Source organism: Mesorhizobium sp. M0048 (genome assembly GCF_040323405.1).
In the GTDB taxonomy this organism is placed as follows: Bacteria; Pseudomonadota; Alphaproteobacteria; order Rhizobiales; family Rhizobiaceae; genus Mesorhizobium.
This window is the reverse complement of sequence record NZ_JAMYUV010000039.1, coordinates 24,866-44,420: the sequence shown is the minus strand read 5'-3', so window position 1 is coordinate 44,420 and position 19,555 is coordinate 24,866. Positions and strand designations below refer to the sequence as shown.

Sequence of the window (19,555 nt, the reverse complement as noted above, 5' to 3'; positions counted from 1 at the left end):
CCTACCGTGTCAGCACGACGCCGGCGTCAGGGCGGAAGGAAATCCAGGCGCGGTCGTTCCAGCTCAGCGGATCCTCGGTGAGGCGTGCCGCGTTCATAGTGCTTGCCCGCACCACCTGACCATCGTCCAGCCTGACGTGATAGACGGTCATGTCACCGAGATAGGCGATATCGTAGACCTCGCCCTCGATGGCATTGACGGCACCGGCGGGTTTCGTCGAGGACACCTTGATCTTCTCCGGTCTGATGGCGAAGGTGACGGATGTCCCGGCGGCGGCACTGCCGGCGTTTTCGGTTCGGATGGTGATGCCGTTGCCGGCATCGATGCTTGCGCTGCCGGCCTCGCCAGCCGCGATCCTCCCGTCGAACATATTCACGTTGCCGACGAAGCCGGCGACGAAGCGCGAGCCCGGCGCTTCGTAGACCTCGGCCGGTGTCGCCACCTGCATCACTTCGCCCTTGTCGATGATGGCGATGCGGTCGGCCATCGTCATCGCCTCTTCCTGGTCATGGGTGACGACGACGAAGGTGAGGCCGAGATTCTGCTGCAGGTCCATCAGCTCAAACTGGGTTTCCTCGCGCAGCTTCTTGTCCAGCGCGCCAAGCGGCTCGTCGAGCAGCAAGACTTTCGGGCGCTTTGCCACCGAGCGCGCGAGCGCGACGCGCTGGCGCTGGCCGCCCGACAATTGGTGCGGCTTGCGCTTGGCGAACTGCTCGAGCTTGACCAACTTCAGCATCTCGGCGACGCGCTTTTCGATATCGGCCTTGACCATGCCTTCCTGCTTGAGGCCGAACGCGATGTTGTTCTCGACCGTCATATGCGGAAACAAGGCGTAGGACTGGAACATCATGTTGACCGGCCGCCGGTAGGGCGGAATGCCGCGCAGATCCTGGCCATCGAGCAGGATGCGGCCGGCGGTCGGCTCCTCGAAGCCGGCAAGCATCCTGAGCAGCGTCGATTTCCCGCAGCCTGAGGCTCCAAGCAAGGCAAAGAATTCGCGTTCGAAGATGGTCAGCGACAGGTTGTTGACCGCCGTGAACTCACCGAATTTCTTGGTGACGTTGTCGAACTGGATGTATGGCTTGGCGTTCGGATCGTTCCATGGCGCGAAATCCCTGCGGATGCTGCCAAGCGATTTCATGTCCCACTCCGTCCTGCTGCTTGCCCAATGAGAAAGCGGGCCCGGCAGCCGGCGGCCGGGGCCTGGTCAGATTGTTATTGGCCAGTGACGATCTTGGTCCAGGTGCGGGTGATGATGCGCTGGGTCTTGGGATCGTAAGGCGAGACGGTGTAGAGCTTCTGCAAGGTGGCGGCGTCTGGATAGATCGCCGGATCTTCCAGGATCGCCTTGTCGATGAACTGCTGCGAAGCCTTGTTGCCGTTGGCGTAGAGCACATAGTTCGACGATTTGGCGATCACTTCGGGCTTCATCATGTAGTTCAGGAACTCATGCGCTTCGGCGACATGCTGCGCGTCGGCCGGGATCGCCATCTGGTCGAACCACATCTGCGCACCTTCCTTCGGCACGGAGTAGCCGATCTCGACGCCCTGCTTGGCTTCGTCGGCGCGGTTGCGGGCCTGGAAGACGTCACCCGACCAGCCAACCGCCAGGCAGATGTCGCCATTGGCAAGAGCGTTGATGTATTCGGACGAGTGGAACTTGCGGATATAGGGCCGGACCTTCAGCAATGTTTCTTCGGCCTTGGCGATCTCATCGGGCGATGTGCTGTTCGGGTCGAGGCCCAGATATTTCAATGCCGCCGGTATGATGTCGGCCGGCGAATCCAGCACATAGACGCCGCAGTCCTTCAATTTGGCCAGGCTTTCGGGATTGAAGAACACGTCCCAGCTGTCGATCTTGTCGGTGCCGAGCGCTGCCTGCACCTTCTTGATGTTGTAGCCGATGCCGACGGTACCCCACATGTAGTTGATCGAATATTCGTTGCCGGGATCATATTTGGCGGTCCGTTCCATGACCGTGTCCCACATATTGGAAATGTTCGGCAGTTTCGACTTGTCGAGCTTCTGGAACACACCCGCCTGGATCTGGCGTGCAAGGAAATTGCCGCTCGGCACGACGACATCGTAGCCGCTGCCGCCGGCGAGCAGCTTCGTTTCCAGGATCTCGTTGGAATCGAAAGTGTCGTAGACGACCTTGATGCCGGTTTCCTTGGTGAAGTCGTCGATGATCGAACTGTCGATATAGTCCGACCAGTTGAACACGTTGACGACGCGATCCTCGGCATGCGCGCCTAAGGTGAAAACTGCCAGAAACGCCGAAGTCGCCGAAAGCCAGAGCGCTTTGCGGGTCATGCTATTCTCCTTTGATGAGTGTTCCGTCGCCAGCTCGTCGCGGCGCTCGCGCGGCTGGGCATTTGCTTCAGGGTATTGGGCTTGCAGGCAGGCGACAAGCGGGAATTGCCGGCGCCATTATGGTTCGGCGACGAGGCGACAGCGAAGACTTGGCGTGGCGTTGCTGGTGTTCCGGCGCCGTCGGAAGCTTTCGCTACGGCGCGGGCAGGGAGACGACGATGTTGTCCGGCCTCGATGCGGCCGGCATGGAGACTTGGCAAGATACGCCTGTCTTGTTGTTGCCGTGATCGCAGCCTGCCCGCGCGGCCGCGACATTGTCAATGGTTCATCTCGCTTTGTCGCGTGCGCTGCATCAATTAGGCGACGGCACACCGGTGACGCCCGCTCGCGCGGGCCGCGTCTGACGCTTGAATTCGAGCCCGATATGGACGAGCAGTGCGGTGACGACGACCGCACCGCCGACGATGGTGCGCGCCGACGGCACCTCGGAATGGATGAGCCAGACCCAGATCGGGCCAAGGATCGGTTCGAACGTGCCGAGCAGCGCCGCGACGGCGGCCGGAACAAGCCGGGCGCCGGTGGCGAAGAAGGCGAGGCCGAGTCCCAGATTGATCACGCCAAAGACAAAGAGAAAGCCCATATCGTGGCTCGAGACGCCGAGGGCCGACCCTTGCGATGCCGCAAAGGCGGCCGCCAGCATCGTGCCGAGGCAAGTCGCCGGGGTCATGCGCACATGGGCAAAGCGGCGCGTGATGACGGTGGCGACCGAGAACATGACGGCGATGAGCAGCGCCAGCCCGTCGCCGATCGGCGATACCGCGCCATCGAGCGATTCCGACACCATGATGGCGACGCCGGCAATGACGGCGGCAATCGCCAACCAGGTCGCCACCGCCACCCGTTCGCGAAACAGCGCCCAGGCAAACAGCGCAGCCAGAAGCGGCACGCCGGCCTGCATCAACAGAATGTTGGCGACGGTGGTATAGGCAAGCGCGACGACGAAAGAGGTCGACGCCGTGGCGAAGCAGAACGCCACCGCAAGGCCGGCCAGGCCCATGCCACGAAACAGCTTCAGCGTGCCACGCCAGCCGTCGCGCCAGACCATGAAGCAGAGCAGGAAGGCAGCGGCCCAGACCGAGCGCCAGAACACCACCGTCCAGCTGTCAGTGTTGTCGATGAAGCGCGCAATTGTGCCGCCAAAACTCCACATCAGCGCCGACAGGAATACCAGCAGGAAACCGACGCGTTCCCCTTGCGGCGACACGATCGGCGAAGCGGCAACCGGAGATGATGCGGTATCGGTCATGGGTGCGACTGTCGGCGAATTCGGAGCAGCACGACGTGCAATGGACGACAGAGACGTGCCTCATTCGCGTAACGCAAAGCAGAAGGCCGGGCGTGATCCAGTTCAATGTTCCGTTTGGCGCACTGATGAGGGCGCCTCGCCCTCGCCCGGCGATGATCCGAGGCGACCTGTCGACGATCGCTTTACGACGTGCCCCTGTTGCCGCGGATAAAGCGCCAGAGACCGGCCAGGGGAACCAGCAGGAGCAGGCCAAACTTTTTCAGCGCGATCAGCGCCACGACCAGAAAACCTGCTTTCGCCGCCAGCTTTCCGGCAATCAGGCCACCGACGCCAATCGCCGCAACCGTATCGACGCCCGGCACGAAATCGGCGTATGTCTTGCCGGTATTGAAGTCCGCGAGGCCAAGCACTTCATCCAGGCTTTGCCTTATCTCCGGCAATTGTTCCACCGTCGCGATATAGCTCATCACGAAGACGCCCTCCCTGCCAAGGAAACGGACGTCGTAGTTGAGCGTATGGGCGGCATCGTTCCCAAATTGCAGCTCCTTGGCCCAGTGAAGGCGCTTGTGGGCCGCGTCATAAACCGGCGGCGACGCCCAGCCGATCAGCGTAATGGGCGCGTAGCCATCCTTTACCCTCTGATCGTTGCCGGACAGAGTGTCTGACTGCATATTGCGCAGCAGTTCATTGTAATCGATGGACGCGGCGTCACTGTCGTCGACGTAACCAATCTTTTCCCAGCGCAGCTCTATCCCCCAATTGTTATCGGCAATGGGATCATGGGAGACTGGAAAGATCATGCCGAGGGCATCAGAACCAGAGTCGGGCGGATTACCCCAGGCTTCGGTGAGGACGGTGAGCGTGTCCTTCTTGTCCAGAAAATAGAACTTGTCCTTGAGATCGAGATGGATGCCTTCGGCAAGATTTATCGCGCCGGTCTTCGGATCGATCTTGTCCAGGAACGCCTTGCCGGCATCATTATACTGTTGATAGGACTTGAAGAAATCCGAGGACTTTTCAGCCAATGCGGGATCGGCCACCGAAAACGCGAGCGCCAAGCCAAGCCAAAAAACTGTCCTGCCCATCATTGATCCCCCGACCGTTGCGCAGTTCTTTTTTTTGATACCGTACTGTCAATGTTGAATCAATATTCGGCTGAATCAATATTTTGGCTGAACCAATATTTTGGCCGACAACAACCAGCTTACTGGTTGCCGCCGCAGGAACAGATGAGGTTCTTCGGTCGAAGATTCAGCCGCAATATTGCTGGAGCCGGATCACTGAAAATCGAATGCCGACAGCCCCGTCACCATCTCATCGAGGCCGAGCGGGCGTGTAACGGGTGGCTCGGCGCGGGCGAGGCAGCCGATGCGCTCGCACAGCCGGCAGGCAGGGCCAACCGGCGTCGCCGTCGCCGTGGCGCTCTGTCCGGTCTTGCCGATGGCGGCGGGCCTCGGCAACGCCGCTCCATAGACGACCTCGTCGCTAAAACCGATGTCGCAGCCGAGCAGCAGCGCGGTGCGGCGCGGCCGCTCGGCAAACGAGCCCGGCGGCCCCTCGAGCGTGCGGGCAATGCAGATAAACGCTGCGCCGTCGGGCATTTCCACCGCCTCGACCAGGATCTGGCCGGGCTGGGCGAAGGCGGCATGGACCGGCAGCCTCGGACAACCGCCGCCGAAGCGGCTTTGCGGAAAGCCGTGGCTGCCCGCCTTGCGGAAGCGATTGCCGGCACTGTCGACCTCGAGCATGAAGAACGGCACACCTGACGCCCCCGGCCGCTGCAGTGTGGCCAGCCGGTTCGCCGCCTGCTCGAACGAAACGCCGAAGCGCGACCGCAACATGTCGATGTCGTAGCGGGTGCGGACCGCAGCGGCGTGAAAAGGCTGATAGGGCATCATCAGAGCGTGCGCGGCATAGCGGCCGAGCTCGAAACGCGCCAGCCGGCGGGCTTCGTCCGTGGTCAGCTTCAGCGCCTGGATCTCGGCGGCGACAGCGACGCTCATGCGGATCAGGCAGGCCTCCATAGCCAGCTCGCGCAACTGATCGAATGGCGACAGGCGCTCGGACAGGAACAGGCGTTGCGAGTGACGGTCATAGCGACGGCGCCAGTTGGGCATGGTGGCGACCGGCAGTACCTTGACGACGATGCCGAATTCACGCCGCAGCCAAGCCTTCAACGCACTGAACAGATCGTCGCCGGGATCGAGCACCGACGTGAATGCCTCGGCTTCCTCTTCGAGCGCGGCAAAATGATTCGGCCGGCGTTCGAAAATCTCATGCACCTCGTCGATCGGCAGCCGGGCACCGGAGAGTGCGGTGGCCTTGCCCTCGCGCGCGAGCAGCTCGTTGAGATCCGATAATCGCTTGGCCTGCTCGCGATAGGCGCGAAACAGTTTTATCACAGCGGCGGACGCGTTGGGCGCCGCCTCGGCAAGCTCGATGAGTTCCTGGTCGCCCGGCAGTTCGCCGGCCAGCAACGGATCTGAAAACACTTCCTTCAAATCGGCGACCGATCCCCGCGCCTCGCCTTGCAGTTCGTGCGGGTCGACCTTGTAGACGGATGCCAGCCTCAGGATCAGTTGCACCGTCAGCGGCCGCTGGTTGCGCTCGATGAGATTGAGATAGGACGGCGAGATGCCGAGCCCTTCGGCCATCGCCGTCTGGGTTAGCCCCTTGGCGTTGCGGATGCGACGAATGCGCGGCCCGGCGAAGATTTTATGGTCGGCCAATCGACTGCCCTTGACAGAAATTTACATCCGCCGATGGCATGGCGGCTTTTACAATCATGACAGATTTACAGCTCCCATTAGTCAAACACAACACAGGTTTTCCCTTATTTTCTGGCTAATCTGGAGGTTTACCTCGCTTGCGTCGTGCCGGCGTGTAAATGATGTCACACATGGCGCACACATTTTTCCCTCTGCGACGCCATCCGAAAACCGGCATCAAACCCGCCTGGAGTGACCAATGACCGACTTTTACAACCTTGTCCCGTCGGCGCCGCAAGGCCGCTTTGATGGCATCGAGCGGCCCTATTCGCCGGAGGAGGTGAAGCGGCTGCGCGGCTCGGTGCAGATCCGGCAGAGCCTCGCCGAAATGGGGGCAAACCGGCTGTGGCAGCTCATCCATGAAGAGGATTTCGTCAACGCGCTGGGTGCCATGTCGGGCAACCAGGCGATGCAGCAGGTGCGGGCCGGGCTGAAGGCGATCTATCTGTCGGGATGGCAGGTCGCCGCAGATGCCAACACCGCTTCCGCCATGTACCCGGACCAGTCGCTCTATCCCGCCAATGCGGCGCCCGAACTGGTCAAGCGCATCAACCGCACCCTGCAGCGCGCCGACCAGATCGAGACTTGCGAAGGCAAGGGGCTGTCGGTCGACACCTGGTTCGCGCCGATCGTCGCCGATGCCGAAGCCGGCTTCGGCGGGCCGCTCAACGCCTTCGAGATCATGAAGGCATTCATCGAGGCGGGTGCGGCCGGCGTCCATTACGAGGACCAGCTGGCTTCGGAGAAGAAATGCGGCCATCTCGGCGGCAAGGTGCTGATCCCAACCGCCGCACACATCCGCAATCTCAATGCGGCGCGCCTTGCCGCCGACGTCATGGGCACGCCGACACTGGTCGTGGCGCGCACCGACGCGGAAGCGGCAAAGCTCCTGACCTCCGACATCGACGAACGCGACCGGTCTTTCGTCGATTATGGCGCCGGCCGTACGGCGGAGGGCTTCTACCATGTCAGCAACGGCATCGAGCCCTGCATCGCCCGTGCCGTCGCCTATGCGCCCTATGCGGACCTGATCTGGTGCGAGACCTCCAGGCCCGATCTTGGGCAGGCCAGGGCGTTTGCCGAGGGCGTGCGCAAGCATCATCCAGGCAAGCTGCTTGCCTATAATTGCTCGCCGTCTTTCAACTGGAAGAAGAATCTCGATGACGCGACGATTGCGAAGTTCCAGAAGGAACTCGGCGCCATGGGTTACAAGTTCCAGTTCATTACGCTGGCCGGTTTCCACCAGCTCAATTTCGGCATGTTCGAGCTCGCCCGCGGCTACAAGGAGCGGCAGATGGCAGCCTATTCGGAACTGCAGGAGGCGGAATTCGCCGCGGAAGCCTATGGCTACACCGCCACCAAGCACCAGCGCGAGGTCGGCACCGGCTATTTCGACGCCGTCTCGATGGCGATCACCGGTGGGCAGTCTTCGACCACGGCCATGCATGGATCGACCGAGCACGCCCAATTCAGGCCGGCGGCGGAATAGCGGAATAGCAGACAAACAGAGGAACGCCCAAACGGCATGGCAACACAACAGGCATGGCAACACAGGGAGAAGACCAATGGCATCGATAAGCCGCGTCAAGGAACGGGCCGAAGAGCAGGCCACCAGCATGAATGTCGACCAGCAGGCGACCATCCGAATGCTAGCGAACGATCTGCACAGGCTCAATCAGTCGGTAATGAAGGCGGTCGAGGCCGGCGTCTCGGTCGAACTGGTGCGCTCGGCACGGCACCATGGCGGCGACGGCAACTGGGGCGACCTGCTGATCCCGGTCATCGTCACGCAACGGAGCCACGACTGATGAATTCTACCGCACCGCGCCTTTTTTGAGCGCATGTTATCGCACCCCGCACGCCGCGGCTCTGCCTAGTCCGGCAGAGCCGCTAGTGCAACGATTTCAATGACAAGATCAGGCTGCGCAAGTGCTGCAACGCCGATAACTTCCGAGGGCGGCGGGTTGTTGTAGCTGCAGTGCTTCGGGCAGTGCTCGGCGAAGAATTCGTCCAGGACGTCCAGGCGAAAATTGGGAGAGCTCAGCACGCCGCCATCGGGAAATGGCCCCTTAACAAAGAAGGTCAGCCTGATGAGATGGTCGAGCGCGGTGCCAAGCTCTTCCAGGTCTGATTTGATGTTGGTGAGAATTTCGCGCCACTGCGCGGCCGCACCGCCGACGGCGCCGCCGCCGCTTTTGCCGATCGGATCGTAGTCCTCGACGGTCGCCGTGTTTCCGGAAAGGTAGACAACCCCCTTTGCGCCGGTAACGACCGTGCCCTTTCCCCACGGCATCAACCGGCCATTTTTGAATTTCTTGTGAGTCACGAGTTCCATTGTCATCTCCCGTCGATCAAAGAGACGTGCTTAGCCAACGAGGAAGGGTAGTCCGCCGAGACGATACGACAAGCTCGCGACAGACCTGCCTCGCCTTCATCCAACCTTTCGTCAACCCGACTACGGCTGCGAGTTGGTGCGTTCGCGCTGCAAAGCTAAAGTTCACTGGAGTCTGCCCGGTTGTGGTGACAACCACTCCTCCGGGCGGCGACAAAGAAAGCACTTAATTTTAATTTTAATGTTTCTTGCGATATTCTCCTGATATGCCATTTGAGCTTGACATAAGCAGTGATCTCACGCCAATTACCGCTCGAGTTTCAACCCTGCATTGAAATGTTGAACAACGGCCTGCCCCGCCATGTGCCCAGCGAATCGCGATATCGAGACTGCAAAACAGCCGCCTTTCGTTAGCCGAGACATGGAGACGCGGATGCTGCCGGATTTCTCGCGGGTGCTGGTGGTCGGAAAATCACCGATCAACCGCGTCGTGGTTTCAAAAATCGTGGAGCGGTCCGGCCTCAAACCGATCTCGGAAACTCCCGAAACCGCGGCAAAGGCCTTGTACGCGCTGATACCCGGGACTGTCGTTCTCGACGGCGGAGCGGAGAACGGGGACTGCGACGCCTTGCTGTCGGGTATCGATGCACTGCGAAGGGCGTCAGGCAGATCGCTTCCGTCAGTGATCCTGCTTTCAGTCAAGACCGGCACTCCGGAGAGCCTGGGCCTGTCGAGCGTCGTCGATGTGGTGGTCGTCAAGCCGATCACCACCGAACGGCTGCAGCCGGTGATTGACCGGCTGGTCGGGGTCGGCCGCAACTGACCTCTACGGCGACGCGCCGACCGCAGACCTGATCAATCAATCTCGCCGATACGCTCGATCAGGCCTGGCAGTTCACCGAGATTGGCTATCTGGCGAAAGCGCGGTGCTGAGACCGGCGGCTCGACATGCTCCAGCACCCAGGTCAGTTCATGCGGCACGTGGATGCCCCAACTGCCGGCTTCGATGGCCGGCACGACGTCCGATTTGAGCGAGTTGCCGACCATCATGCCCTTTTCCGGGCCATCGCCGTGGCGGCTGAAGATGCGGCTATAGGTGGCAGCGCTCTTGTCGCTGACGATTTCGACCGCATGGAACAGCGCTCCCAGTCCGGATTGCGCCAGCTTGCGTTCCTGGTCGAACAGGTCGCCCTTGGTGATCAACACCAGGCGGTAGGCGCCGGCCAGCTTTTCCACGGTCTCGCGCGCATACGGAAGCGGCTCGATCGGATGGCTGAGCATCTCGCGGCCCGCGGCGAGAATTTCGGCGATCGTTGAGGCCGGCACCTGGCCCTCGGTGACCTCGATAGCCGTCTCGATCATCGACAGCGTAAATCCCTTGATGCCGAAGCCGTAGACCGCGAGGTTGCGCTTCTCGGCCTCTAACAACCTTGCTGAAATCCGGTCCTCCTCGGCGTGATCGGCGAGCAGTGCGGCAAAGCGCTTCTCGGTCATGCGGAAGAACTGTTCATTCTGCCACAGCGTGTCATCGGCGTCGAAGCCGATCGTCGTCAGTTTGCGGCTGTGTTGCATGTGGCCCATTAATTGCAGCGTTGCGGGAGGCCGACCCTAGACCAGGAAGCTTTCATCCGGAAGTCGTTGTGTTTCCCCGATTGTCGAGGCGCACGCCCGCCGGCTCCCCTTCCCTTCCGTCGTCGGCAACGGCTATACTCCACAATCTGCAACAAATCTGGTGATTGATGCCGCCTGCAAAAAAGGAAGTCCGTCCGTCGAGCCGCGGAGGACGTGCCCGCACGCCTGCCTTCGTGAAAAACCAACGTGGCGTCAAGAACTGGAAGGAAGTCAGCGCCTGGCTGGAATGGCGCGGCATCGAAGACATCGAATGCATCACGCCCGACCAGGCCGGGGTTGCGCGCGGCAAGATGATGCCATCGAAGAAATTCACCTCCAATACCTCGCTGGCACTGCCTTCGGCGGTGTTCATGACGACGATTTCCGGCGGCTATCCGGAGGACGGCAATGGCTTCCACTATCCGGAAGACGATGGCGACCTCAAGCTGATGCCTGACCTCTCGACGCTGACCGTGGTGCCGTGGGAGGAGGACCCGACGGCGGCGGTTATCTGCGACCTCGTCCACCAGGACGGCCGCTCGGTCGAGTTCACGCCGCGCAACGTGCTGAAGCGCGTGCTCGCCGCTTATGACAGACGCGGGCTGAGACCGGTCGTGGCGCCTGAGATCGAGTTCTACCTGGTGCGCAAGAACCCCGATCCGGACTACCCGCTCACCCCGCCTGTCGGGCGCTCCGGGCGGCCGATCGGCGGCGGCGCTGGCTATTCGATCGCCGGGGTCAACGAATTCGACGAACTGATCGACGACATCTATCATTTCTCCGAAAGCCAAGGGCTGGAGATCGACACGCTGATCCACGAGGAGGGCGCCGGCCAGCTCGAAATCAATCTGCGTCACGGCGATCCGATCGAGCTCGCCGACCAGGTGTTCATGTTCAAGCGCACAATCCGCGAGGCGGCGCTGAAGCACGAAATCTACGCCACCTTCATGGCCAAGCCGATCCAGGGCCAGCCCGGTTCCGCCATGCATATCCATCAGTCGATCATCGACAAGAAGACCGGCAAGAACGTCTTTTCGGCGGAGGACGGCTCGGAGACCGACGCCTTCTTCCACTTCATCGGCGGCATGCAGAAACATGTGCCGAACGCGCTGGTGATGTTTGCGCCCTACGTCAATTCCTACCGGCGGCTGACGCAGTCGGCCTCGGCGCCGGTCAACAACAAATGGGGCTACGACAACCGCACCACGGCCTTCCGCGTGCCCCGCTCCGACCCGGCGGCGCGGCGCGTCGAAAACCGCATCCCCTCCTCTGACGCCAACCCCTATCTGGCGCTGGCGGCATCGCTCGCCTGCGGGCTGATCGGCATGACCAACAAGATCCAGGCCGAGCCGCCGGTTCTGACGACCGCCAACGAGGACCAGATCGACCTGCCGCGCAGCCTGCTCGAAGCCGTCGACCTGTTCGAGGCCGACGAGGAACTCTGCGCCCTGCTCGGCAAATCCTTCGCAGCGACCTATGCGGCGATCAAGCGAGCGGAATTCGAGACCTTCATGGAAGTGATCAGCCCGTGGGAGAGGGAGTATTTGCTGCTGAATGTGTGAGTAGTGAGTAGTCATTAGTGAGTAGTGAACGGGGCTGGATCGCACCAAGACCGTTACTGTCCGTTCCTATTCACCAACTACTACTCACTACTCACTATTTCTCTCCGCCTCTGCAAAAATCTCCGAGCCTTGGCTGCATCATGCCCTACCAATCCCCAATCTCCCCCGGCCGCTCCTGGTACGAAGACACCGCCGGGCCAAGGCCCGAATATCCGGCGCTCGACGGCGACCGGACATGCGATGTGGTGATCGTCGGCGGCGGCTTTACCGGCCTGTCGGCGGCGGCTCACCTCGCCAAGACAGGCTCAGATGTCGTGCTTATCGAAACGCATCGTTTCGGTGATGGCGCATCCGGCCGCAATGGTGGCCAGCTCGGCACCGGACAGCGGGCCTGGGCAGAGGAGCTGGAAGCGGAATACGGCTTTTCCCGCGCCAAGGCGCTGTTCGACCTGGCCGAAGAGGCCAAGGCGCATCTGCTCGACTTCGCCGCGGTGAACCAGATCGAGATCGACTATATGCCCGGCCAAATGTCGGTGGCGCACAAGAAGCGCTATGTCGACGACTACAAGGCTCATGCCGAGATCATGGCAAACCGGTTCGGTTATCCGCACATCTCATTCATGGATGCCGCGGAGACTGCCGAGCGGCTCGGCTCGACGCATTATTTCGGCGGCACCCGCGATACCGGCACCGGCCACATCCATCCGCTGAAGCTGGTGATCGGCACCGCGAAAGTCGCGACACAGGCCGGCGCAAAGCTTTTCGAGCAGACGCCGTCGACCGGCATCACCTCCGGCGGCGGCAAGGTCAGGGTTGTGACGCCGAAGGGCACGATCACCGCCGCTAAATGCCTGATCGGGGTCAACGCCTATGGCGGCACGCTCGAACCGGTGAGTGCCGCGCATATCATGCCGATCGGCTCCTTCATCGGTGCAACGGTGCCGCTGGGAGCCGATTCCAAAGTGTTGCCGGGTGGCGAGGCCGTCGACGATTCGCGCTTCGTCGTGCGCTATTTCCGCAAATCGAAGGATGGGCGGCTGCTGTTTGGGGGGCGCGAGATCTACGCGGTCAACGATCCCAAGGACATCCACATCCACATCCGCCGGCAGATCGCCGAGATCTATCCCTCATTGAAGGACGTCGAGATCACCCATGGCTGGGGCGGCTATGTCGGCATCACCGTGCCGAGAAAGCCGTTCGTGCGCGAAGTGATGCCCAATGTGATCTCGATCGGCGGTTATTCCGGCCATGGCGTCATGCTGTCGAACTTTTTCGGCAAGCTTTATGCCGAGACGGTCGCCGGCAACCGCGACCGGCTGAAGCTGATCGAGGACCTGAAAATTCCTCCCTTCCCCGGCGGCCGGCGTTTGCGCGCGCCACTGCTCTTTCTTGCGCTCAACTGGTACGCGTTGCGGGACAGGATTTAACCAGACGTTGCAGAATCCTTAACCTGGGCGCAGAATTCCCGCCAAGGGCGCAGTGATGCCACAATCGCGGGCGAAAGATGATGCTCGTGGGCAGCTGAACGGGGAATTTTGCGGGCTTGCCCGCTTTTGGTTTGGGACCGATGCCGACCGAAATGCCGGCTCTCCGGCAAGGGGTCGTAAGAACATCGGCCCGCAAATGGAGGTGGCAAGAGTGAAAGAGCCCTTCAGTTTCGGCGCGCCGGAACGACGGCGCCTTGCGATGCAATTCGGTTACGATATGCGGCCGACGTTCTGGCATGGGGTCCGGTCGAACGCGCATCTGGTAATCGCCGCGCTTGGCACGGCCGCACTGCTCGGCGTTGCCGCGGTGGCACTGTGGCTGGCATTGCCGGCAAATGAGCGACAAGCGGCCGCAAGCCCTGAGCAGATCGTTCCGACCATCCCGGTCAAGACGACGAAGATCATGCCTGCCAAGGTCGCTGCGGCGCCGCGGACGACGGGCAAGGCAGATGCGGTTTCCCCGGCGGTTGCCGCGGCGGAAGCCGAGATACCGGCGCTGGCTCCCAACGATCCGCGCTGGACGGGGCCAAAGACGGCATCGGCCGCCGCCACGGCAGCATCCGACCAACTGGCAAGCCAGACCGAGCAGGCGGCCGATAAATCGTCCGCCGCGGTGGCGTTTGCTGACCCGGCAGCGAAGCCCGACGCTGCGGCACTGTTTGCCAAAGTGGCGGCTCCCGGCAGCTCGACGAAAAGCACAGGGCCTGACGGTGCTCAGACCGCCGCCATCCCCACACCCAAGCCGCAACTGCCGGCGGCGCAGTCCGCGAGTGAGGACGCCGACGGTACCAAGGCAAAATCCGAAAAAACCAATACTGCGGGTACCGGACGCATCCTGAGATCCGTCACCATGCGGATCGGCCCGAAGAAGAATGCTGCCGCCATTCTCACCGTGCCTGCCAAGACCTCGGTGCAGGTGGTGAGCTGCAAGCAATGGTGCCAGATCGTCTACAACGGCAAGCGCGGCTGGGTGTACAAGAGCTACGTCAAAACCGGGGCGTAAGGCCGGCACAGCGATCGCGGGTGGCTCGCCATCAGCCAGTCCTGCGCCTGAGGACCCGGCCGTTCAAATACAACGTCCGCCGTCGACTTCCAGCGCCACGCCAGTGATGAAAGCCGCTTCGTCCGAAGCAAGCCAAAGCGCGGCATTGGCAATGTCGAGCGGCGTCGAAAGCCGGCCGAGCGGGATCGATGCGCGGAACTTCTCGCGGATCTCGGGTGTGTCGGCGCCCATGAATTTCGCGAGCATGCCGGTCTCGCCGGCAACTGGGCAGAGGCAGTTGACGCGGATGTTCTTCGGCGCGAGTTCCACCGCCATCGATTTGGTCGCGGTGATCGCCCAGCCCTTCGATGCGTTGTACCAGGTGAGGCCAGGCCGCGGCCTGATACCGGCCGTGGAGGCCGTCGTCAGGATGACGCCACCGCCTTGCCGTTCCATGACCGGCACCACGGCAAGCGCTGCGTGGTAGATCGCCTTCATGTTGACAGCTGTGATCAGGTCGAAGGTCGCTTCGTCGACTTCCAGCAGGTCACCGTTGCGATGCGTGTAACCGGCATTGTTGACCATGATGTCGATGCGGCCGAAGGCGCTCATTGCGGCATGGACCATGTCGTCGAATTCGGACCGCAGCGAGACGTCGGTCTGGGTCCAGATCGCCTTTTCGCCGATCTCCCCGGCAACGCGCTCCGCGCCCTTGGCGTTCAGATCGGCGACGACCACCCGCGCGCCCTCCTCGGCAAAGCGCCTGGCAATGCCCTCGCCAAAGCCCGAGGCAGCGCCGGTGATGATGGCGACTTTGTTTTGCAGGCGCATGCTTTTCTCACTCATCGTTGAAGGCGATCGACGACGCCTTTGGCCAGGCCATCGAAAGATGTGCGTTCATCGACGATTTCTCCTTTGGCTTTCGCTGCCATCCGGCACTATGCTGCACCTGCGAAGGCTCCGGAAGCATCGCTTGCCGACAAGCCTCCGGCTAGCGCCCGTGTCAAGAGCACACGCGGATGTGACGCAATGGCACTGGCAAGTTTAAATCGATTAGATTATATCAGCCGCGTTATCGCGACCGGCGTCACAGCGGACAGACCATGACCAGCCAGATCATTCCCGTCGACCCCTTCGACTTCATCATTTTCGGCGGCACCGGCGACCTGTCGGAACGTAAGCTTCTGCCGTCGCTGTATCACCGGCAGCGCGACCACCAGTTTTCCGAGCCGACGCGCATCATCGGCACATCACGTTCGAAGATGACCGACGAGGAATTCCAGTCGTTCGCCAGGCAGGCGATTGCCGATCATGTGAAGCCGGAGGATATCGACGCCACGGAACTGAAGACGTTCCTCGCGCGGCTCTCCTATGTCCCGGCAGATGCAACCACAGGTGCGGGCTTCGACAGGCTGAAGAAGGCGATCGGCGACAGCGAACACATCCGCGCTTTCTATCTGGCGGTGGCGCCGGCGCTGTTCGGCGACATCTCGCACAAGCTGAAGGAGCACGGGCTGATCACGCCGAATTCGCGCATCGTGCTGGAAAAGCCGATCGGCCGCGATCTCGCTTCGGCGCGCGCGCTCAACGACCTGGTCGGCGACGACTTCCATGAAAGCCAGATTTTCCGCATCGACCATTATCTCGGCAAGGAGACGGTTCAGAATTTGATGGCGCTGCGCTTTGCCAACGCGCTCTACGAGCCGCTTTGGAATTCCGCCAATGTCGATCATGTGCAGATCACCGTGGCCGAGACGGTCGGCCTGGAAGACCGCGTCACCTATTACGACAAGGCCGGCGCATTGCGCGACATGGTGCAGAACCACATGCTGCAGCTGCTCTGCCTGGTCGCGATGGAGGCGCCGTCGTCGATGGACGCCGATGCTGTCCGTGACGAAAAGCTGAAGGTGCTGCGGGCGCTGAAGCGCATCAACGGCAACGAAGCGCCGAAGCACACGGTGCGCGGGCAATATCGTGCCGGCGCCTCGGCCGGCGGGCCGGTGAAAGGCTATGTCGAGGAACTCGGCAAGAACAGCCACACCGAGACTTTCGTTGCGCTCAAGGCCGAGATCGGCAACTGGCGCTGGGCGGGCGTGCCGTTCTACCTCCGAACCGGCAAGCGGCTTGCGACCCGCGTTTCGGAGATCGTCATCGAATTCAAGCCGATCCCGCACTCGATCTTCGGCGAGAGCGCCGGGCCGATCTCCGCCAACCAGCTGGTCATCAGGCTGCAGCCCGACGAAGGCGTCAAGCAGTTCATCATGATCAAGGATCCGGGGCCGGGCGGCATGCGGCTGCGCCAGATTCCGCTCGACATGAGTTTTGCGCAATCCTTCGACGGCCGCGCCCCCGATGCCTATGAGCGGCTGATCATGGACGTCATCCGTGGCAACCAGACGCTGTTCATGCGCCGCGACGAGGTCGAGGCGGCGTGGAAATGGATCGACCCGATCCAGGACGCCTGGGAAAGCGGCAGGCAAGAGGCGCAAGGCTACACCGCCGGCACATGGGGCCCCTCGGCCTCGATTGCGCTGATCGAACGCGACGGGCGGACATGGCACGAGAGCAATTAGGCGGCGCCTACAACTGGCACGAATTTGCCGGACGCAAGGAGCTGGCGACAGCGCTTGCCGGCCACGTCGCCGGCCGTCTGTCAAAGGCGATCGCCGAGCGCGGCACGGGACTGCTCGCGGTCTCGGGCGGCACGACGCCGGAGAAATTCTTCCAGGCGCTTTCGACCGTTCCGATCGCTTGGGAAAAGGTGACGATAACATTGGTCGACGAGCGCTTCGTGCCGCCCTCATCGCCGCGCTCCAATGCCGGCCTGGTTGCCGCCAACCTGCTGCAGAACGCGGCCGCGGCCGCGAATTTCGTGCCGCTCTACCGCGCAGCGGCAAGTATCGAGGGCGCAGCGGTCTCCGATAGTGACGCGCTGCAAGTGCTGCCCTGGCCACTCGACGTCGTTGTGCTCGGCATGGGAACTGATGGCCACACCGCCTCGTTCTTTCCGGATGCCGACAACCTGGCAAGATTGCTCGATCCGTCGTCGCAAAGGATCGTGCTTCCGGTTCACGCGGCAAGCGCCGGCGAGCCACGGCTGACGCTGTCATTGGCGCGGATCATCAATGCCGCCTTCATCGCGCTGCATATCGAGGGCGCGGAAAAACGCGCCGCATTCGAGGCCGCGCTTGGAACTGGAGCACGAAAGCCCATTCGCGCCGTGCTCGAAGCCACTCTAAAGCCCGTAGAGGTTTTCTGGGCACCCTGATCTCAACTTGGCTGCAGGTCCCGGCAACAGCCGGAAGGTGTTGCGGGACCTCGCCTGAAAGGACCGACCGCCATGACCGCAAGACGTGACATCGAAGCCATCACCCAGCGCATCCGTGAGCGCTCCAAGCCCGGTCGCGAGGCCTATCTCGGCCGCATCGCCGAAGCCTCGAACCGCACCGCCAACCGGGCCGTGCTGTCCTGCGGCAACCTGGCCCACGGCTTTGCCGTCTGCAGCCCTTCCGAAAAGGTGGCGCTTGGCGGCGACCGGGTGCCGAACCTCGGCATCATCACCTCCTATAACGACATGCTGTCGGCGCATCAGCCTTTCGAGACATTCCCGGCGCTGATCAAGGACGCGGCGCGCGAGGCCGGCGGCATCGCCCAGGTGGCCGGCGGCGTGCCGGCGATGTGTGACGGCGTCACCCAGGGCCAACCCGGAATGGAGCTGTCGCTGTTCTCGCGCGACGTGATCGCCATGGCCGCGGCAATCGGCCTGTCGCACAACATGTTCGATGCCGCCGTCTATCTCGGCGTCTGCGACAAGATCGTGCCGGGGCTGGTGATCGCGGCGCTGACCTTCGGCCATCTGCCGGCGGTCTTCATCCCGGCCGGGCCGATGACGACCGGCATTCCGAACGACGAAAAAGCCAAGATCCGCCAGCTCTATGCCGAGGGCAAGGCGGGGCGGGCCGAACTGCTCGAAGCGGAATCAAAATCCTATCACGGGCCGGGAACCTGCACTTTCTACGGTACCGCCAATTCCAACCAGATGCTGATGGAGATCATGGGCCTGCACACGCCTGGCGCTTCCTTCGTCAATCCCGGCACGCCGCTGCGCGACGCGCTGACCAGGGAAGCGACCAAGCGGGCGCTGGCGATCACCGCGCTCGGCAACGCCTACACGCCGGTCGGGCGGATGATCGATGAGCGCTCGATCGTCAACGGCATCGTCGGCCTCCACGCCACCGGCGGTTCGACCAACCACACCATCCACCTGATCGCCATGGCGGCGGCGGCCGGCATCGCCATTACCTGGCAGGATATTTCCGACATCTCGGAAGCCGTGCCGCTGCTGGCGCGGGTCTATCCGAACGGCCTTGCCGATGTGAACCACTTCCACGCCGCCGGCGGGCTCGGCTTCCTGATCCGCGAACTGCTCGACGCAGGCATCCTGCACGAGAATGTCCAGACGGTGTGGGGCGAAGGGCTGCGCCCCTACGCGGTCGAGGCCAAGCTCGGTGCGGACGGCGGCGTCGTGCGCGAGGCTTCGCCGCGCGAGAGCGGGGACGAGAAGGTGCTGGCGCCGTTCAAGAAGGCGTTCCAGCCGAGCGGCGGTCTGAAAGTGCTTTCGGGCAATCTCGGCCACGCCGTCATCAAGACATCGGCGGTCAAGCCGGAGCGGCGCGTCATCGAGGCGCCGGCCAAGGTGTTCGACAGCCAGCAAGGCCTGAACGAGGCGTTCAAGGCGGGGTCGCTGACCGGCGACTTCATCGCCGTCATTCGGTTCCAGGGACCGAAGGCCAACGGCATGCCGGAATTGCACAGGCTGACCACCGTGCTCGGCATCCTGCAGGACCGCGGCCAGCATGTGGCGTTGGTCACCGACGGCCGCATGTCGGGCGCTTCAGGCAAGGTGCCAGCGGCGATCCACGTGACGCCGGAAGCGGCGGAGGACGGGCCTATCGCCAGGATCCATGACGGCGATATCATCAGGCTCGACGCCGAGGCCGGGACGCTGGAGGTACTGGTGCCAGCCGGCGATTTCGCACTGCGCCGCCCCGCGGACAGCGACCTCATAGGCAATGAATTCGGCTTCGGCCGCGAGCTTTTCGCCGGGTTCCGGCAGTTGGTGGGACGCGCCGACCATGGCGCCAGCGCCTTCGGTACGGCGTGACTTTTCGACCATGGAAGAGCGGCTGGTGGC

At 62.4% G+C, this 19,555-nt stretch carries 17 protein-coding genes; 9 read left to right on the top strand and 8 right to left on the bottom strand.

Features of this window, described 5'->3' with window-relative positions:
* Position 1: 1 nt before the first annotated feature.
* From NKJ84_RS24925 to NKJ84_RS24905, 5 genes are all read right to left on the bottom strand, one after another.
* Positions 2-1,141 carry an ABC transporter ATP-binding protein gene (locus NKJ84_RS24925; protein ID WP_352508667.1) on the bottom strand — a complete coding sequence of 380 codons (1,140 nt, stop codon included), beginning with the start codon at positions 1,139-1,141 and terminating at the stop codon, positions 2-4.
* A gap of 74 nt (positions 1,142-1,215) precedes the next feature.
* On the bottom strand, positions 1,216-2,313 hold the full coding sequence (locus NKJ84_RS24920) for a polyamine ABC transporter substrate-binding protein (protein WP_254819291.1): 1,098 nt from the start codon (positions 2,311-2,313) through the stop codon (positions 1,216-1,218).
* A 352-nt stretch (positions 2,314-2,665) separates the two neighbouring features.
* Complete coding sequence (locus NKJ84_RS24915) at positions 2,666-3,619, bottom strand: DMT family transporter (protein ID WP_352508666.1); 954 nt, start codon at positions 3,617-3,619, stop codon at positions 2,666-2,668.
* Between the two features lie 182 nt (positions 3,620-3,801).
* On the bottom strand, positions 3,802-4,704 hold the full coding sequence (locus tag NKJ84_RS24910; protein ID WP_352508665.1) for a DUF2167 domain-containing protein: 903 nt from the start codon (positions 4,702-4,704) through the stop codon (positions 3,802-3,804).
* Between the two features lie 192 nt (positions 4,705-4,896).
* Entirely contained in the window at positions 4,897-6,348 is a 1,452-nt protein-coding gene (locus tag NKJ84_RS24905) for a helix-turn-helix domain-containing protein (RefSeq protein ID WP_352508664.1), read from the bottom strand.
* 238 nt (positions 6,349-6,586) lie between these two features.
* Here NKJ84_RS24905 and aceA point away from each other — a divergent pair, with 238 nt between their 5' ends.
* Both aceA and NKJ84_RS24895 read left to right on the top strand, forming a co-directional pair.
* Positions 6,587-7,876 carry an isocitrate lyase gene (gene aceA / locus NKJ84_RS24900; RefSeq protein WP_352508663.1) on the top strand — a complete coding sequence of 430 codons (1,290 nt, stop codon included), beginning with the start codon at positions 6,587-6,589 and terminating at the stop codon, positions 7,874-7,876.
* A gap of 76 nt (positions 7,877-7,952) precedes the next feature.
* Positions 7,953-8,195 (top strand): SMc00767 family acetate metabolism repressor, encoded by a 243-nt coding sequence (locus NKJ84_RS24895; RefSeq protein WP_023719402.1) that lies wholly within the window; start codon positions 7,953-7,955, stop codon positions 8,193-8,195.
* Positions 8,196-8,260: 65 nt separating this feature from the next.
* On the opposite strand, the gene NKJ84_RS24890 is transcribed toward NKJ84_RS24895, so the two are convergent.
* Positions 8,261-8,722 carry a RidA family protein gene (locus tag NKJ84_RS24890; RefSeq protein WP_352508662.1) on the bottom strand — a complete coding sequence of 154 codons (462 nt, stop codon included), beginning with the start codon at positions 8,720-8,722 and terminating at the stop codon, positions 8,261-8,263.
* A 430-nt stretch (positions 8,723-9,152) separates the two neighbouring features.
* Between NKJ84_RS24890 and NKJ84_RS24885 the strand changes: the two genes are divergently transcribed.
* A complete protein-coding gene (locus NKJ84_RS24885; protein ID WP_352508661.1) occupies positions 9,153-9,542 on the top strand; it encodes an ANTAR domain-containing protein in 390 nt (129 codons plus the stop codon).
* 32 nt (positions 9,543-9,574) lie between these two features.
* Here NKJ84_RS24885 and NKJ84_RS24880 read toward each other — a convergent pair whose 3' ends face one another.
* Positions 9,575-10,291 carry an HAD family hydrolase gene (locus tag NKJ84_RS24880; RefSeq protein WP_352508660.1) on the bottom strand — a complete coding sequence of 239 codons (717 nt, stop codon included), beginning with the start codon at positions 10,289-10,291 and terminating at the stop codon, positions 9,575-9,577.
* 167 nt (positions 10,292-10,458) lie between these two features.
* On the opposite strand from NKJ84_RS24880, the gene NKJ84_RS24875 reads away from it, so the two are divergent.
* The 3 genes from NKJ84_RS24875 (at position 10,459) to NKJ84_RS24865 (ending at position 14,382) form a co-directional block, all read left to right on the top strand.
* A complete protein-coding gene (locus tag NKJ84_RS24875; protein ID WP_352475854.1) occupies positions 10,459-11,892 on the top strand; it encodes a glutamine synthetase family protein in 1,434 nt (477 codons plus the stop codon).
* 140 nt (positions 11,893-12,032) lie between these two features.
* Entirely contained in the window at positions 12,033-13,319 is a 1,287-nt protein-coding gene (locus tag NKJ84_RS24870; protein ID WP_352508659.1) for an NAD(P)/FAD-dependent oxidoreductase, read from the top strand.
* Between the two features lie 211 nt (positions 13,320-13,530).
* A complete protein-coding gene (locus NKJ84_RS24865; protein WP_352508658.1) occupies positions 13,531-14,382 on the top strand; it encodes an SH3 domain-containing protein in 852 nt (283 codons plus the stop codon).
* A 63-nt stretch (positions 14,383-14,445) separates the two neighbouring features.
* Here NKJ84_RS24865 and NKJ84_RS24860 read toward each other — a convergent pair whose 3' ends face one another.
* Positions 14,446-15,192 (bottom strand): SDR family oxidoreductase, encoded by a 747-nt coding sequence (locus NKJ84_RS24860; RefSeq protein ID WP_352508657.1) that lies wholly within the window; start codon positions 15,190-15,192, stop codon positions 14,446-14,448.
* Positions 15,193-15,464: 272 nt separating this feature from the next.
* On the opposite strand from NKJ84_RS24860, the gene zwf reads away from it, so the two are divergent.
* From zwf to edd, 3 genes are all read left to right on the top strand, one after another.
* A complete protein-coding gene (gene zwf / locus NKJ84_RS24855) occupies positions 15,465-16,934 on the top strand; it encodes a glucose-6-phosphate dehydrogenase (protein WP_352508656.1) in 1,470 nt (489 codons plus the stop codon).
* A complete protein-coding gene (gene pgl / locus NKJ84_RS24850; RefSeq protein WP_352508655.1) occupies positions 16,916-17,629 on the top strand; it encodes a 6-phosphogluconolactonase in 714 nt (237 codons plus the stop codon). Before zwf ends, pgl begins: the two co-directional genes overlap by 19 nt.
* 72 nt (positions 17,630-17,701) lie before the next feature.
* A complete protein-coding gene (edd, locus tag NKJ84_RS24845) occupies positions 17,702-19,525 on the top strand; it encodes a phosphogluconate dehydratase (protein ID WP_352508654.1) in 1,824 nt (607 codons plus the stop codon).
* Positions 19,526-19,555: the final 30 nt, after the last annotated feature.